The 15,687-nt window shown below is 63.9% G+C and carries 12 protein-coding genes; 1 reads left to right on the top strand and 11 read right to left on the bottom strand.

Annotation, left to right across the window (positions count from 1 at the left end):
* The first annotated feature begins 97 nt into the window (after window positions 1-97).
* The gene (locus DNJ95_RS04975; RefSeq protein ID WP_131183622.1) at window positions 98-472 is read left to right on the top strand and encodes a BON domain-containing protein; all 375 of its coding nucleotides are present in this window, start codon (window positions 98-100) and stop codon (window positions 470-472) included.
* Between the two features lie 196 nt (window positions 473-668).
* On the opposite strand, the gene DNJ95_RS04970 is transcribed toward DNJ95_RS04975, so the two are convergent.
* The 11 genes from DNJ95_RS04970 to DNJ95_RS04920 form a co-directional block, all read right to left on the bottom strand.
* Entirely contained in the window at window positions 669-3,551 is a 2,883-nt protein-coding gene (locus DNJ95_RS04970; protein ID WP_131183621.1) for a DUF748 domain-containing protein, read from the bottom strand.
* A 149-nt stretch (window positions 3,552-3,700) separates the two neighbouring features.
* Entirely contained in the window at window positions 3,701-5,368 is a 1,668-nt protein-coding gene (gene pgi, locus DNJ95_RS04965; RefSeq protein ID WP_131183620.1) for a glucose-6-phosphate isomerase, read from the bottom strand.
* Window positions 5,369-5,509: 141 nt separating this feature from the next.
* Window positions 5,510-5,890 carry an aspartate 1-decarboxylase gene (panD, locus tag DNJ95_RS04960; RefSeq protein WP_131183619.1) on the bottom strand — a complete coding sequence of 127 codons (381 nt, stop codon included), beginning with the start codon at window positions 5,888-5,890 and terminating at the stop codon, window positions 5,510-5,512.
* 89 nt (window positions 5,891-5,979) lie between these two features.
* Complete coding sequence (panC, locus tag DNJ95_RS04955) at window positions 5,980-6,834, bottom strand: pantoate--beta-alanine ligase (protein WP_131183618.1); 855 nt, start codon at window positions 6,832-6,834, stop codon at window positions 5,980-5,982.
* Window positions 6,831-7,631: a 3-methyl-2-oxobutanoate hydroxymethyltransferase gene (panB, locus tag DNJ95_RS04950; RefSeq protein WP_131183617.1), complete on the bottom strand. Its 801-nt coding sequence runs from the start codon at window positions 7,629-7,631 to the stop codon at window positions 6,831-6,833. Before panB ends, panC begins: the two co-directional genes overlap by 4 nt.
* A gap of 424 nt (window positions 7,632-8,055) precedes the next feature.
* The gene (folK, locus tag DNJ95_RS04945) at window positions 8,056-8,556 is read right to left on the bottom strand and encodes a 2-amino-4-hydroxy-6-hydroxymethyldihydropteridine diphosphokinase (RefSeq protein ID WP_131183616.1); all 501 of its coding nucleotides are present in this window, start codon (window positions 8,554-8,556) and stop codon (window positions 8,056-8,058) included.
* Window positions 8,556-9,926, bottom strand: coding sequence for a polynucleotide adenylyltransferase PcnB (locus tag DNJ95_RS04940; RefSeq protein ID WP_131183615.1), 1,371 nt, complete (start codon window positions 9,924-9,926; stop codon window positions 8,556-8,558). The genes folK and DNJ95_RS04940 overlap by 1 nt, the downstream gene beginning before the upstream one ends.
* Window positions 9,927-10,557: 631 nt before the next feature.
* The gene (locus tag DNJ95_RS04935; RefSeq protein WP_131183614.1) at window positions 10,558-11,973 is read right to left on the bottom strand and encodes a sigma-54-dependent transcriptional regulator; all 1,416 of its coding nucleotides are present in this window, start codon (window positions 11,971-11,973) and stop codon (window positions 10,558-10,560) included.
* Between the two features lie 73 nt (window positions 11,974-12,046).
* Window positions 12,047-14,995, bottom strand: coding sequence for a sensor histidine kinase (locus DNJ95_RS04930; protein ID WP_131183613.1), 2,949 nt, complete (start codon window positions 14,993-14,995; stop codon window positions 12,047-12,049).
* On the bottom strand, window positions 14,979-15,155 hold the full coding sequence (locus DNJ95_RS04925) for a hypothetical protein (protein ID WP_131183612.1): 177 nt from the start codon (window positions 15,153-15,155) through the stop codon (window positions 14,979-14,981). The genes DNJ95_RS04930 and DNJ95_RS04925 overlap by 17 nt, the downstream gene beginning before the upstream one ends.
* A 238-nt stretch (window positions 15,156-15,393) precedes the next feature.
* The gene (locus DNJ95_RS04920; RefSeq protein WP_131183611.1) at window positions 15,394-15,687 is read right to left on the bottom strand and encodes a c-type cytochrome; all 294 of its coding nucleotides are present in this window, start codon (window positions 15,685-15,687) and stop codon (window positions 15,394-15,396) included.

Here is a 15,687-nt window from a genome sequence, read left to right as displayed (position 1 = left end):
ATTTTTTATTTCCGATTGGCACGCGACTTGCGATACCCATGTAGCAACCTGTGTGTGAAACCAGGTTGCAGAAACCATGAAGAACAGGAGTGCCACCATGTACAACGTCAAGAAACCTCTGACAGCTGCCGCCATCGTTGCCGTAATGAGCTTGCCACTGGCAGGTGTTGCACTGGCTGAGCATCATGAAGAGCAGAGCAAGTCCGAGGAGGTCATGCACAAGGCCAACGAGAAGGCCCACAAGGCTGGCGAAGTCGTTTCGGATACCTGGATCACCACCAAGGTCAAGTCGTCGCTGCTGGCTGACAGTGCGACCTCGGGCACCGATATCAAGGTCGAGACCAAGGACGGCATCGTTTCGCTGTCCGGCACCGTGGCCAGCGAGGCCGAGCGCAAGCTGGCCATCGAGAAGACCAAAGAGATCAAGGGCGTGCGCGATGTCGCTGCCGATGGCCTGAAAGCCGTCGAGTAATTACATCGGGTCAGGCAAACCCCATGCCTTCGGCATGGGGTTTTTTCTATGCGCAGCCGGTAAGAAACAGCCGCAAGCCACGAGCCACAAGCGGAGTCTCCATAGGGCGCAAATAGGGCGCAAGCGGCGCACCTTGCGCAAATCCGTCGTTCTACTTCGCGCCAGTCGATCGTCAAGGCGACACTGGCGCCGGATATCATTCGCTGTCGAGGTGCAGCGCCGTGGCGACCTGGCCGTCTTCCCGGGCCTCGGTCAGGGCGCTGTCCAGCAGATAGACGCGTTGGTCCTGCAGGCCGCCCTGGTCGACCAGGTAAGCCTTGATATTGGCCGAGCGTTCCTGGCTCAGGCGCCTCAGCAGCGCATTGTTGCCGCTCCAGGAGTCGATCACCGCCTGCTTCATCCGCGCTGTGCGCTCGTCACGGGCCAGCTCCTGCCATTGCGCTGGCGGCTGCTGTTTGAGGCGGCTGCGATAGATGCCTTCCAGCAACGCGGCCCGGTCGCTGTCGTCGAGCTGCAACTGCTCGGCATCGGCGGGTACTTCGTCGCCACGACGCTGCAGCATCTTGTAGAGGGTGCTGCGGTATTCGCGCTCCAGGCGCTGTTCGGCGATCAGCGGGCCATCGCTGCCGGCCGCGCTCATGCCTTCGACTTCCAGGCGCAGGGCCGGGCGCTGTTGCAGGCCCTTGGCCAGGGCGTCCAGGGATTTCCTGGCATTGCCATCCAGTTCGCTGCTGCCGGGGGCGAACAGTACCTGGCTGAGGTCGCCATGGTCGCCGGCGACCAGCCCGCCGATGAGCTTGAAGGGCGCCTGTACCGCGCGCAGTACCAGGTTGCGCAGGGTCTGCCAGACGATCGGCATGACGCTGAACTGAGGGTCGTCGAGGTTGCCACGAATCGGCAGTTCCAGGGAGATGGTGCCCTTGGTGTCCTTGAGCAGGGCTATCGCCAGTTTGACCGGTAGGTCCACCGCGTTGGGGCTGTCGACTTTTTCCCCCAGTTGCAGTTGCTCCAGCACCACCTTGTTCTCGGCATTCAGTTGTCGGCCCTGGATCCGGTAGTGCAGGTCGAGATCCAGTCGCCCCTTACGAATGCGATAGCCGGCGAACTTGCCGGAGTAGGGCGTCAGTGTGGTCAGTTCCACCTGCTTGAAGCGAGTGGCTATATCCAGGCTCTGCAATGGGTCGAAGGGCGTCAGGCTGCCCTCGATGCTGACCGGCGCATAGCGATCGACCTTGCCCTCGATGGATACGCTGGCCGGCTTGCTCTGGCGATTGTCGATGGTGCCGATTCGCCCCGAGAGTTGCTGAATGGCGGTGGCGAATGGCTGTGGCAGGCTGAAGTCGGCGAAGTTGGCCGAGCCGTCGGCCAGGGTGATTTCACCGATATGGATGCCCAGGGGCTTGCTGGCGGCACTGTCCGGGCTGGCTTGCGCGGAGCCGCCCTGGCTGATCAGCAGTTCGTTGATATTGGTCGTCAGGTCTTCGTTGACCACGAAGCGGGCATAGGGTTGGGCCAGCTTCACGCTACCGATGCTCAGCAATTCTTCATGACGGTAGTCCAGCCCTGTCAGTTGCAGGTGCTGCCATTTGAGGAAGTCACGGTTCTTCAGGGTGTCCAGGGTATGCAACTGCCGGACATCGGCACTGCCGCTGACCCTGAACGCCAGCGGTTCGACGCTCTGCAGGTCGATGTCCAGTGCGCTTGCCAGCAGGCCGCTGCGCAGTTCGAGGCGGATGAAGGGCTCGAGATAAGCCTGGGCGATACGCAGGTCGATATCCGTGCTGGTTACCGCGAAGGTGCCGCTGATCGGCTGCAGTTGCGCCTGCCCCTGGAGTTGCAGCTTGCCCTGTTTGCCGATGCCGCTATCGAGCTTGAGCCGGAAGGGCGAAGTCCCCAGGCTGTCGAAGGCCTGCAGGTCGAGATCCAGCGGCCCGATCAGCAGCTCCACCTTGCGTTGGGGTTGCCGGTCGCTCAGGTGGACCTGGTAGCCGCGCAGTTGCGCATCATGCAACAGAACCTGCCAGGGCGGCCCGGCCTGCTCGGTGGCGGGCTGCGCTTCTGCCGCCGGCGCCGTGGGGCTGGCCAGCAGCTTCTGCCAGTCCAACTGGCCATCGGCCTCGCGGGAGGCCCAGGTTTCCAGCTTGCTGCTGCGCAGGGTGCCAATGACCAGTTGCCGTTTGCCCAGGTCGAGGCTGCCATCGGTCAGTTCGAGGTTCTCCAGGCGCAGCAGCGGGCGCCCCTGGTCCGTGTCGATGGCCAGTGGCGCCAGGGCGATGGCGATATTCTCCAGCTTCAGCTCGAGTTCCTCGGCGAGGGAGAAGCTGTAGTCGCTGCTGAGTTGTGCAACACCTTCTTGCAGGCTGAGCGGTACGGCATCGCGCACATACGGCCAGAATTGCCGCAGGGCCACCTGGCTGACGCTCAGGTGCCCGTTCGAGGCGAGCGGCGACAGGCTCAGTTGGCCTTCCCAGTCGATCCTGCCGCCACTGGCGTCCGTCGCGCTCAGGCGCGCCTGGCCGTTATGTTCGGGTAGCGTGGAGAGATCGTGCAGGACGATATCCAGGTCCTGGTAGCTCAGGTCGACGCTTTCGCCGGGGCGCTGGTCCTGTATGCGCAAGCTGCCGGCGTTCAGGCCGAGGCGCTCGATCAGCAACGGGAACAGGCCCTGGTCTTCCGTGGCGGGCGCTTCGTCGGTGCTTTCGGGCAATTGCAGCAGTTGCGCCAGATTGAGATTTCCCTCCGGGTCGAGCTGTACCAAGACCCGCGGCTGCTCCAGTTGCACTTCGCTCAGTTGCAGTCGTTGCCGCCAGAGGCTGCTCCAGTCGAGGTTGGCATACAGGCGCTGGAAGGCCACCTGCTCGTCGTCCGGCTGCCCCAGGCGCAGGTTGAACAGGGTCAGTTCCAGGCTGAATGGATTGAACTCGATACGCTCGAGTTGCGCCGGCACCCGGCTGTAGATGGACAGTTGCTGGTTGGCGATGCGCTGGCCCACGCCGGGGATGATCAGGAACCCCAGCAGGCCATAGAGAAGGAAGAAGGTTGCCAGGGCGGTGAGGGCGCGTCTGATTCCTTTTGGCATGGGGTCCAGCTCCTTACTGGTTGGGGCACCTGCGGCCGGTGGCATGGCCTTGATTGTCGCCGAAGTATGGCATGTAGGACAGTCGCCCGGCGCTTCGGTTTCGGGCGGACATCTGCTCGGGCGCCTCGACGGGGGGCGCTGGGGATCCGTTAGCCGCGGTGGCGACCACGGAAATAGTCGATCAGCCCCTGGGTCGAGGCATCTTCCGCGTTATCGTTTTCGTAGCGGGTCAGGCGCTGGTAGACCGCCTTGCCCAGGTCCTTGCCCAGTTCGACGCCCCATTGGTCGAAGGCGTTGATGCCCCAGATCACGCTCTGCACGAAGACCTTGTGTTCGTACAACGCGATCAGCGAACCGAGCCGGGCGGGGCTGAGGCTTTCCATGACCAGGGTGTTGCTCGGCCGGTTGCCGGGGACCACCTTGTGCGGCGCCAGGCGCTGGATAGCCTGCTCGTCCATGCCGCCGTCGCGCAGTTCGGTTTCCACTTCTTCGCGGGTCTTGCCGAGCATCAGCGCCTGGCTTTGCGACAGGCAGTTGGCGTATAGCCATTCGTGGTGGTCGGCGACCGGATTGTGATTGACCACCGGCACGATGAAGTCCGCCGGGATCAGCGGCGTGCCCTGGTGCAGCAACTGGTGGTAGGCGTGCTGGCCATTGCAGCCGACGCCGCCCCAGATCACCGGGCCGGTGCCGACGGATACCGCACTGCCATCCTGGCGCACGCTCTTGCCGTTGGACTCCATGTCCATCTGCTGCAGGTGTTTGACGAAGTTTCTCAGGTGGTGGTCGTAGGGCAGGAAGGCATAGCTCTCTGCGCCCCAGAAGTTGTGATACCAGATACCGAGCAGCGCCAGCAGCACCGGCATGTTGCTTTCGAAGGGCTGGTGGAGGAAGTGCTGGTCCATGGCATAGGCGCCCGAGAGCAGGTCCTTGAAGTTGGACATGCCGATGGCCAGGGCGATCGGCAGGCCGATCGCCGACCACAGCGAGTAGCGGCCACCGACCCAGTCCCACATCGGGAAGATGTTCTTTTCCAGGATGCCGAAATCGATGGCGGCCTGGGCGTTGCTGGTCACGGCGATGAAATGACGATAGAGCCGTTCCTCGCTGCCGCCGCGCGACAGGTACCAACTGCGCGCCGCCTGGGCGTTCTTGAGGGTTTCCAGGGTGCCGAAGGACTTGCTGGAAACGATGAACAGCGTGGTTTGCGCGTCCAGGTTGGCCATCACTTCGCGGAATTCGCTGCCATCGATATTGGCCAGGTAATGGCAGCGCACCCCCGACTGCTGGGTGAAGGGCAGCAGCGCTTCGGAGACCAGTTGCGGGCCGAGGAAGGAGCCGCCGATGCCGATGTTGACCACGTCGGTGATCGGCTTGTCGTTGTAGCCGCGCCAGAGGTGGTTGTGGATGCGCCCGACGATATCGGTCATCTGCGCCAGCGCGCCGTGCACATCGCGCATGAGGTTGCGCCCGTCGACGATCAGGCTGTCGCCCATGGGCCGGCGCAGGGCCGTGTGCAGCGCGGGGCGGCGCTCCGAGGCATTGACCGGCTCGCCGTTGAACATCGCCCGCGCCGCCTGCTCCACGCCCGCCTCGCGTGCCAGTTCGACCAGCAGGTCACGCGTGCGGGAGGTGATCAGGTTCTTCGAATAGTCGAGGAACAGGCCGCAACTGCCCGTCGAGAACATCTCGAAGCGCCGGGGATCGGCTTTGAAGGCTTCGCGCATGTTGAAGCCCTGCATCATCTGGCGATGCTCGCGCAGAGTTTGCCAGGACGGCAGGGTGGTGACATCGAGGGGCTGCTGGTAGTGGCTCATCGCGTACGGGCTTCCTGTGCATGCGGTCGTTGGCGCTTTCTTTCGTACTGCATTGGCTGATACGGGGATACCGCGTCCCTGCACCCACCGGACGATCGTACTGGTTGCCGCATTAAAAAGCCCGATGAATCGGGCTGTTGGTCAGGCCAGTTGTACCGGAATGGCGTTGCTGGTGTGGCTCAGTTCGCCGTCGGCGGCCATGTAGAGTACATGGGGCTTGATGTTGGCCAGTTCGGCCTCGCTGTAGTGGGCATAGGCGCAAATGATCAGGCGATGGCCCTTGTCGGCCTTGTGCGCCGCGGCACCGTTGACAGAAATGATGCGCGAGCCCGGCTCGCCGCGAATGGCATAGGTGGTGAAGCGTTCGCCATTATCGACGTTGTAGATCTGGATCTGTTCGTACTCACGGATGCCAGCCAGGTCCAGCCATTCGCCATCGATGGCGCAGGAGCCTTCGTAGTCGAGTACCGAGTGGGTGACCAGGGCGCGGTGCAGTTTTGCCTTGAGCATGATCGCATGCATGGCGGGGTCCTCCGGGGGCGAAAACGGCGCAGAGTTTGCCCGATGCCAGGGATGCTCGGCAAGGTATCGGGCGTCGCAGGTGGGCGGCTTCAGTTGCTCAGGTTGAATGCCAGGTTGTCTATCAGGCGGGTCTTGCCCAGGTAGGCCGCGGCGAGGATCACCAGGTCGCTGCTGCTTTCATCTGCCGGGTGCAGTGTGGTGGCTTCGCGTATCTCCAGGTAGTCCGCACGGAAGCCGGCGGCGCCCAGCGCGGCCCGGCCTTCGTCGAGCAGGGCCGGGTAGTCGCGGCGGCCTTCCGCGATGGCGCTGGCCAGGGTTTTCAGCGTCTGCTGCAGGCGTGGGGCAGCCTTCAGTTCGTCGGCGGTCAGGTAGCCATTGCGCGAGGAGAGCGCCAGGCCGTCGGCATTGCGCACGATGGGCTCGCCGATGACCTGCACGGGTATGTTCAGGTCGCGGACCATTTTGCGGATGACCGCCAGTTGCTGGAAGTCCTTCTCGCCGAATACGGCGATATCGGGCTGTGCCATGTTGAACAGCTTGCTGACGACCGTGGCGACGCCATCGAAGTGCCCGGGGCGGCTCTGGCCGCACAGGCCCTCGGAAACGTCCGGTACCCTGACCTGGGTCTGCTGCTGCATGCCGTTCGGGTACATGTCCTCGACGCCAGGGGTGAACAGCAACTGGCAGCCGGCTTCGACCAGCCTGGCCTGGTCGGCCGCCAGGGTGCGCGGGTAGCTGTCCAGGTCTTCATTGGCACCGAATTGCAGCGGATTGACGAAGATGCTGGCAACCACGAAATCGGCGTGCTGGGCGGCCTTTCTCACCAGGGTGACATGCCCGTCGTGCAGGTTGCCCATGGTGGGCACCAGGCCTATACGCTTGCCTTCGCTGCGGGCGCGCGCCACGGCGGCGCGCAGATCGGCAACGGTCTTGACGATGTTCATGCGGAAAAACCATGCTCCTCGGCTGGGAATTCGACGGCCTTGACGGCCTTGACGTAGGCGTTGATGGCCGACGGGATATCGGCCTGTCCCTGCATGAAGTTCTTCACGAACCTGGGGGTACGGCCAGTGAGCGAGAGGCCGAGCAGGTCATGCAGGACCAGTACCTGCCCGTCGGTGCCGCTGCCGGCGCCAATGCCGATCACCGGTATCGCCACGGCCTTGCTGATACGCGTGGCCAGTTCGCTGGGGACGCATTCGAGCAGCAGCATGGCGGCGCCCGCCCCCTCCAGCGCCCGGGCATCTTCCAGCATCCGGCGCGCGGCGGCTTCCTGGCGGCCCTGTACCTTGTAGCCGCCGAACAGGTTGACCGCCTGCGGGGTCAGGCCCATGTGCACGCAGACCGGGATGCCGCGCTCGGCCAGTTGCCCGACGGCCTCGGCCAGCCAGGCCGAGCCTTCCAGCTTGACCATGTGCGCGCCGGCGCGCATCAGTTCGGCCGAGTTGTTCAGGGTCTGTTCGAGGGTGGCGTTGGCCATGAACGGCATGTCGGCGACGATCATCGCGCCACGGTTGCCGCGCTTCACGCTGGCCGTGTGGTAGGCCATGTCCGCCACGCTGACCGGCAGCGTGCTGTCGTGACCTTGCAGGACCATGCCGAGGGAGTCACCGATCAGCAGCATTTCGACACCCGCTTCGCTGGCGGTCCTGGCGAAGGTCGCGTCGTAGCAGGTGAGCATGGCGATTTTTTCGCCTGTGCGTTTCATGCCCTGCAGGGTGGTCAAGGTTACGTCTGGCATTGTGCCGTCCTCATTGGTCCTGCCCGCTGGCTCGTGTGAGGTGGCGGGCAGGCTTTGTGGATCACGGTTGGGCCGTTGCATGAACGGATTCGCTGCCCCCTTTCGGGGCACCGATAGGGGCGCTTATAGTCCGGATGGCGGCCTGCCAAGTCAATCCGAATGTCACGACGAAACGCCAACAGCCCCTAGTGTCGCGTCAACGATCAAATGTCGCGGACGGTAGCCTTGTGCAGGGTGCGCCGCGCGCACCTGAGTGCTCGGCACCGCTGTCCCAGGTGCGCACGGCGCACCCTAGCCCTTCCCACAGAGAGCTGACCACATGCCGACAGTTGATGCGTGTCGTGACACTAGCGATAAAAGCGCTGGAAGGCTGGAGGCCGGGCGATGAATAGCGGTAGCCGGCCTTTCGTCCTGGGGGCTTCGCTCAGGCCGTGGTCGATCGCTCGAGGCGTTCCAGCCCTTCTGGCGCGCAGGCCGCGAGCAGGTCGATGAGCTTACGGCCGTCCGCCAGGCACAGCCGCTCGGGGGCTATTTCCGCCAGCGGGTAGAGTACGAAGGGGCGGGCCTGCATATGATAGTGCGGTACCTGCAGGCGCGCTTCGTCGATCAGTCGGTTGCCGAACAGCAGGATATCCAGGTCCAGGGTGCGTGGCCCCCAGCGCTCGGCCTTGCGTTCGCGGCCCTGGGCCTGCTCGATGGCTTGCAACGCATCGAGCAGTTGCAACGGTTCGAGATGGGTGTCGAGCGCGGTGACGGCGTTGACATAACGTGGCTGGTCGGCGGGTCCCAGGGGTTCGCTGGTATAGAAGGACGAGGTGGCGACGCGCTGGCTACGTGGCAATCGGTCCAGTGCCTGCAAGGCGGCATCGAGCTGTGCCACCGGGGTGGCCAGGTTGCTGCCCAGGCCGATGTAGACCCGCTCCATCACTGCTCGCCCGTGCGTTTGCGGCGTCCGCTGCGTTTGCGCTTGCGTGGCGCCGCGCTGCTTTCCTCGCGCGAGCTGAGCGCACGGATCATGCCGCGGCGCTCGCTGTCGCTGGCTTCCTGGTAGTCGGTCCACCAGTCGCCCAGGCCGTCGGTGCGCTCCCCGGCGCTTTCGCGCAGCAACAGGAAGTCGTAGCCGGCACGGAACCTGGGGTTTTCCAGCAACTGGTCGGCGCGCCGCCCATGGCGCCGTGGCAGGCGCTCCTGCATGTCCCAGATTTCCCGCATGGGCAGGGTGAAGCGCTTGGGAATGGCGATGCGCTGGCACTGCTCCCAGATGATGTCGTGGGCGGCTTCCTGCATCGCGGGAATCGGCGCGATACCTCGTCCCTGCAGCTCCAGGGCGCGCGCCGGGAGGGCAGGCCAGAGGAGGGCGGCGAACAGGAAGGCCGGGGTCACCGGTTTGCCCTGGGCAATGCGCTGGTCGGTATTGGCCAGTGCGTTGCGGACCAGCGTGTCGGTGTAGTCCGGGTCGTGCTCCAGTGCCTCGGCGGTGGCGGGGAACAGCGGTGCGAACAGGTCATGTTCGAGCAGCAGGTCGAAGGTCTGCTCGGCCTTGCCGGCGAGGAACAGCTTGAGCACTTCGTCGTACAGGCGGGCGGCGGGAACGTCGAGCAGCAGGTCGGCCAGTTCGATGATGGGTTCGGCGCTGTGCGGTTCGATCTCGAAGTCCAGCTTGGCGGCGAAGCGAACCGCGCGCAGCATGCGCACCGGGTCTTCCTGGTAGCGCTGCCTCGGTGTGCCGATCAGGCGCACCTGGCGGTTGCGTATATCGTGCACGCCATGGGTGTGGTCGAGAATACGCTCGGTACTCGGATCGTAGTACAGGGCATTGATGGTGAAGTCGCGGCGCTGGGCATCATCTTCCAGGGTGCCATAGACATTGTCGCGCAGGATGCGCCCGCTTTCGTTGCGCGATGCCAGTGGGCTGTCCTCGTCGTCTTCCGGGTGGTTGGCACGGAAGGTGGCGACTTCGATGATTTCCCGCCCGAAATGCACATGCACCAGCTTGAAGCGGCGCCCGATCACACGGGCATTGCGAAATTGCGCACGAACCTGCTCGGGGGTGGCGCTGGTGGCGACGTCATAGTCCTTGGGGGGCATCTGCAAGAGCAGGTCGCGCACGCAGCCGCCGACCACATAGGCCTGGTAGCCCGCCTGCTGCAGGCGTTCCACCACATTGACCGCGTTGCGGCTGATCTCGCTGCGTTTCAGGGAATGCTGCCGGCTGGACAGTATCGCGGGCGTAAGGCGAGAGAGCGGGAAGCGGCGTAGGGGAGACCGGAGGGACTGGAACAGCTTTTTCAGCATATACAGGCACTGTATGAAGAAATGACGGACGATCCGGCGGCCACAGGCCTTGCCGGCAGGTACGAATCGTCAGGGATTCTAGCACTGGCGGAGGGGGGATGGTGGATAAAGCGCGGAAAGCACAAGGGGAGCCGAAGCTCCCCCGAAAGTGTGACGTGCTTTGTTGTTATTGGTCCCGGGCACGTTGTTGTTGTTATTGCCCGTTTCCTCCGGCCATTGCCTTCGGAAATGCTCCTACTGGATGGGAGCAAAGAGCAAACGGATTGCTTTGGTCGCTGAGTTGCCGGTGATCGTCGATCCAACCAGTTCAGGCACTGCTCGGGCAGTCTTGTTGTTCTCGGCCTGGTCGTGGGGCGAACCCCGATGGCAAGTCCTCTCCAAAAGAATCAGTTAGCTACGCCTCCGCCTTTTTATCGTTGTTTTGCTGGAGCCGGTACGTTTTGTTCTTATTCTGGATGTGCTTGTTATTGTTGTTGTACGGAATATAGAGCACTTGTCGTGCCAATTTGTAAAAATCCTTTTATATCAGTGCGTTGGGTTTTTTTCGCAGGGGGTGACCTGAAGAAAAGCGGCGCTTTCGTTACCGAACGCCCCGTTTCCCTGTTACGCCTTCATGACAGGTAACAACCCTTCATGTCGTGGTGGTACCGGTCTTGCGCCGGGGTATCCCCAGGCGCTGGCGCCTTTCCCACAGGCATTTGCGGCTGATGCCCAGTTTGCGTGCCAGTTCGGTCTCGGTCATATGGTCCTGGTGTTCCAGCACGAAATGCTGGAAGTAGTCTTCCAGTGACAGGTCCTCGGTCGGCTCGTTGCTGCCACTGCCGGAGGCCAGCGCGGTCTCGTCGAAGTCCTCGTCCAGTTCGTCGAATTCGATATCGATGCCGAGCAGTTCCGCCTTGATTTCCGGCCCCTCGCTCAGGATGGCCGCGCGTTCGATGGCATTTTCCAGTTCGCGCACGTTGCCGGGCCAGCCGTAGTGCAGCATGGCCTGGCGCGCTTCCCGGGAGAGGTGCAACTGTTCCAGCCCCTGGCGTTCGCGCTGGTGCGCCAGGAAGGTCTCGGCGATGGCCAGCACATCGGCACCGCGCTCGCGCAGCGGCGGCAGCTTGAGGGCGATCACATGCAGGCGGTAATAGAGGTCTTCGCGGAACTGGCCGGATTTGCTCAGGGTTTTCAGGTCCCGGTGGGTCGCTGCGATCAGGCGTACGTCGACCTTATGCGACTGTACCGAGCCGACCCGGCGTATCTCGCCTTCCTGCAGCACGCGCAACAGGCGTGCCTGGGCCTCCAGCGGCAGCTCGCCGATCTCGTCGAGGAACAGCGTGCCGCCATCGGCGGCTTCCACCAGGCCGGCGCGGCTGGCGCTGGCGCCGGTGAAGGCGCCTTTTTCATGGCCGAACAGTTCGGACTCGATCAGCGTTTCCGGGATGGCGGCGCAGTTGACGGAGATCATCGGCGCCTTGGCGCGTCGTGAAAGATTGTGCAGGGCGCGCGCCACCAGCTCCTTGCCGGTGCCGGATTCGCCGAGCACCAGTACGTTGGAGTCGGTGGGCGCGACCTTGCGGATCTTGCCGTAGAGATCCTGCATGGCTTGGCAACGGCCGATGATGCCGATATCCCCGTACTCGTCGCTGCCAGCACTGTCGCTGGCGGATGTGGCGGCGGCCTTCTCGCGGGCCGGGGCGACGACCGGCTGTTGGCGATCGTGCAGGATGCGGGCGATGGTCTGCAGCATTTCGTCGTGGTCGAAGGGCTTGGCGATATAGTCCACCGCGCCCAGTTTCATCGAGTCCACCGCCGAGCGCAGGCTGGCGTAGCTGGTCATGATCAGCACCGGCGTGCCTTCGGCCAGTTGGATCAGTTCGGTGCCGGGTGCGCCGGGCAGGCGCAGGTCGCTGACGATCAGGTCGAACGAGGCGAAGCTGTAGCGTTCCCTGGCTTCCTGTACCGAGCCGGCCTCGCTGATGTCGTATTGGTTGCGTTCGAGCAGGCGACGCAAGGCTGAGCGGATGATGGCTTCGTCTTCGACGATAAGAATATGTGGCATGGGTACTCTCACGGCGGGACAGATAGGGTCTGTTGACGTTTCGTCGCGGCTTGCGACGAAACGTCAACAGACCCTAGTGCATTGCAGCGTCGACATGGCGCGGTAGCGTGATACGGAAACGGGTGCCACGCTGGGTTTCGGGGTTGGCCGGGCTGTCGATATCTATCTGGCCATAATGCTCTTCCACGATCGAATAGACCAGTGCGAGGCCCAGGCCGGTGCCTTGCCCGGGGTCCTTGGTGGTGAAGAACGGCTCGAACAGACGGTCGCGGATCGACCTGGGAATGCCGCTGCCCTGGTCTTCGACGATCAGGTAGACGGTCTGCTCCGCCACTTCGCTGGAAATACGGATGCTGTCGCCGTCGCTGGACGCGGCGCGGGCGTTGGACAGCAGGTTGATCAGTACCTGCGCCAGGCGTTGCGGATCGCCCTCGACCTGGTGGGCGGGGGCGCACTGGTTGAGGTAATGCACGTCGGCGCCCTGGCGATTGAGCGACAGCAGGGCGATGGCGTCCTGGGTGATCTGCGCCAGGTTGACCGGGTAGAGCGCCTGCTGGCGGTTGCCGGCATGGGCGAAGCTCATCAGCGACTGGAGGATGCGCGAGATGCGCTTGGTCTGCTCGATGATCTGGCTGCTGGTTTCAGTGATCTCCGCATCGGTTTCACGTTCTTCGCGCAGGTTCTGCGCCAGGCAGGCGATGCCGGTCACCGGGTTGCCGATTTCATGGGCGACCCCGGCGGCCAGGCGGCCGATGCTGGCCAGGCGTTCGGAGTGTACCAGCCGTTCTTCCAGGGTCTGGGTTTCGGTCAGGTCTTCGATCAGTAGCACCAGTCCGCTGTTGCCGGGGGCCAGGGGCGCGTCGATGACCGCCTTGTGCAGGTTGAGCCAGCGCGTATCGCCGTCCAGGGAGAGTTTCTTCTTGTACAGGTGTTCGTCCGGCTGCTGCACGAACCCCACCAGCAGGTCGCGCCAGGGCTGGGCGATGGTCGAGAGGCGCGAGCCGAGCGCCTGGCGCGCGGGCAGGCCGGTGAATTCTTCCAGCGCCCGGTTCCACATGAGGATTTCCTGGTCCTCGGCCAGGGAGCAGACGCCCATCGGCAGTTCTTGCAGGGTCTGCCGATGGTAGCGGCGCAGGGCGTCGAGTTCGGCGGCCAGGCCGGTCAGGCGCGAGTGGTATTCCTCCAGGCGGTTCTCGATGAAATGGATGTCCCCGGTGACATAGTCCGGGTTGCTGTCCTTGTAGGGCAGGAAGTTTTCCACGATGTCCTGGGCGACGCTGGGGCCCATCAGGCCGGACAGGTTGGCCTCGATGCGGTCGCGCAGGCGGCGCAGGGCATAGGGGCGATGCTCGTCGAAGGGCAGTTTCAGGTCGCGCAGGGCCTGTTCGACCTCGCGCTGGGCGGTCCTGGCACCCAGCGGCTTGGCCAGTTGCGCGGCGAATTCCTGGGGCGAGATGGCGCTCAGTTCCCGGCGCTGCGGGCGGCGCAGGTTTTCCACCGCGCAGGCTTCGGCGGCGCTGCTTTCCTCGGGGCTGGCCTCGGTGAACAGCGACACCAGGGCGAAGGTCAGCACATTGACCGTCAGTGCGGCGATGGCCGCCAGGTGCCAACTGGTGTCGTCCAGCACATAGACCAGATTGAGCTGCGGTATATAGAAGCCGTCCAGGTTGCCGATCAGCGGCAGCAGCATGCCGACGAACCAGACGCCGATGCCGGCCAGCAGACCGGCGATATAACCCTTGCGGTTGGCTGTCGGCCAGTACAGCACGGACAGCACGCCCGGCAGGAATTGCAGGGTGGCGACGAAGGCGACGATACCCAGGTTGGACAGGTCTTTCTCGCCGCCGAGCAGCAGGTAGAAGCCGTAGCCGGCCATGATGATGGCGAGGATCAGGCTGCGCCGGGTCCATTTCAGCCAGCGGTAGATGTTGCCTTCCGTCGGCGGCTGGTAGAGCGGCAGCACCAGGTGGTTGAGGGCCATGCCCGAGAGCGCCAGGGTGCTGACGATGATCAGGCCACTGGAGGCCGATAGCCCGCCGATGAAGGCGGCCAGGGCGAGCAGGTCGTTCCGGGTGGCGATGCCGATGCCGAGGCTGAAGTATTCCGGCTTGGTTTCGACGCCCAGCTTGAGGCCGGCCCAGAGGATCAGCGGCACCGCCAGGCTCATCAGCAGCAGGTAGAGCGGCACCCCCCAACTGGCGCTGACCAGCGCGCGCGGCGAGAGGTTCTCGGTGAAGGTCATGTGGTACATGTGCGGCATGACGATGGCCGAGGCGAAGAACACCAGTAGCAGGGTGCGCCAGGGGCCTTCCTGCAGCGGGGCGTGCAGGGCGGCCAGTGCGCTCTTGTTCTGCAGCAGCCAGATGTCCAGTTGCTGTGGCCCGCCGAACACCACCAGCAGCGCGTAGAGGCCAATGCCGCCGAAGCACAGCAGCTTGACCAGCGACTCGAAGGCGATGGCGAACACCAGGCCCTCGTGCTTCTCGCGGGTGGCGATATGGCGGGCACCGAAGAGGATGGTGAAGAGCATGATCAGCAGGCAGTAGCCCAGCGCCACGGCCTTCTGCCTCGGGGTCTCGGTCAGCAGCCCGACGGTGTCCGCCACTGCCTGTATCTGCAGCGCCAGCAACGGCAGCATGCCCGCCAGCATCACCAGGGTGGTGAGGGCGCCGCTCCAGGTGCTGCGAAAGCGGAAGGCGAACAGGTCGGCCAGCGAGGCCAGTTGGTAGGTGCGGGTAATGCGCAGCACCGGGTAGAGCAGTACCGGCGCCAGCATGAAGGCACCGCTGACGCCCAGGTAGGTCGCGAGGAAGCCGTAGCCGTATTGGTAGGCCAGGCCGACCGTGCTGTAGAAGGCCCAGGCGCTGGCGTAGACCCCCAGCGACAGGGTGTAGGTCAGCGGATGGCGGATGATCGCGCGGGGAATCAGGCCGCGTTCGCTGAGCCAGGCGACGCCGAACAGCACCAGCAGGTACAGGGTGCTGAGCAGCAGCAGGTGGCTGAGGCTAAAGCTCGTCGGCATCGCGCTGGCTCTGCAGGATGAAGGTCACCACGATAAGGATCAGCCATAGCAGGTAGGGGCGATACCAGGCGCCGCTCGGGTCGATCCACCAGTCCATGATGGCGGGCGAGAAGAGGTAGATGCCCACCACCAGCAGCAGCACCAGTCGATAGATATACATGCGGTTTCCCGGGACAGGGCGATGACGGTCTGCCGGGGATAGTAGCAAGAAGGATGCTCTGGCTACAGGCGGTAGGCTTCAGGGCGATCGCTCTATGCTCGGCAAACAGCCGAAAACAGCGCTGGAGGCTGGACAAAAGAGCGTGGCAACCGGTGCTTTTCGTCCAGCCTCCAGCGCTTTTATCGAAGCACCTTGCCTGTGAATAACGGCATAGCGCGATCGCCCTGAAGCCTACCGCCTAAAGCCCCAGAATCCACTCCGCCAGCGTACTGGCCTCGGCATCGCTGACCGAGCTGGGGGGCATGGGCAGGTCGCCCCAGGTCCCGGCGCTGCCGTTCTTGATGTTGCTGGCGAGGGTCGCGGCCGCACCTTCCGTACCCGCATAGCGGGCCGCGATATCTTTCAGGGCCGGGCCGACCAGGCGGTTTTCCAGGGTATGGCAGGCCACGCAGGCCTTGGCCTGGAACAGTGCCTGGTCGGCATTCGCCGGCAGGCAGAGCAGCAGGAAGGGGATCATCAGCAGCTTTTTCAT

Source organism: Stutzerimonas kirkiae (assembly GCF_004327335.1).
GTDB classification, from domain to species: domain Bacteria; phylum Pseudomonadota; class Gammaproteobacteria; order Pseudomonadales; family Pseudomonadaceae; genus Stutzerimonas; species Stutzerimonas kirkiae.
This window is presented reverse-complemented; position numbering and strand designations above follow the sequence as displayed.

Excerpts from the sequence above, each read along its gene's own strand:
- pgi (WP_131183620.1), bottom strand. The coding sequence starts at position 5,368 with ATGAGCCACTACCAGCAGCCCCTCGATGTCACCACCCTGCCGTCCTGG.
- folK (WP_131183616.1), bottom strand. The coding sequence starts at position 8,556 with ATGGAGCGGGTCTACATCGGCCTGGGCAGCAACCTGGCCACCCCGGTG.
- panB (WP_131183617.1), bottom strand. The coding sequence starts at position 7,631 with ATGCCAGACGTAACCTTGACCACCCTGCAGGGCATGAAACGCACAGGC.
- panC (WP_131183618.1), bottom strand. The coding sequence starts at position 6,834 with ATGAACATCGTCAAGACCGTTGCCGATCTGCGCGCCGCCGTGGCGCGC.
- DNJ95_RS04940 (WP_131183615.1), bottom strand. The coding sequence starts at position 9,926 with ATGCTGAAAAAGCTGTTCCAGTCCCTCCGGTCTCCCCTACGCCGCTTC.
- DNJ95_RS04920 (WP_131183611.1), bottom strand. The coding sequence starts at position 15,687 with ATGAAAAAGCTGCTGATGATCCCCTTCCTGCTGCTCTGCCTGCCGGCG.
- panD (WP_131183619.1), bottom strand. The coding sequence starts at position 5,890 with ATGCATGCGATCATGCTCAAGGCAAAACTGCACCGCGCCCTGGTCACC.
- DNJ95_RS04925 (WP_131183612.1), bottom strand. The coding sequence starts at position 15,155 with ATGTATATCTATCGACTGGTGCTGCTGCTGGTGGTGGGCATCTACCTC.
- DNJ95_RS04975 (WP_131183622.1), top strand. The coding sequence starts at position 98 with ATGTACAACGTCAAGAAACCTCTGACAGCTGCCGCCATCGTTGCCGTA.
- DNJ95_RS04935 (WP_131183614.1), bottom strand. The coding sequence starts at position 11,973 with ATGCCACATATTCTTATCGTCGAAGACGAAGCCATCATCCGCTCAGCC.
- DNJ95_RS04930 (WP_131183613.1), bottom strand. The coding sequence starts at position 14,995 with ATGCCGACGAGCTTTAGCCTCAGCCACCTGCTGCTGCTCAGCACCCTG.
- DNJ95_RS04970 (WP_131183621.1), bottom strand. The coding sequence starts at position 3,551 with ATGCCAAAAGGAATCAGACGCGCCCTCACCGCCCTGGCAACCTTCTTC.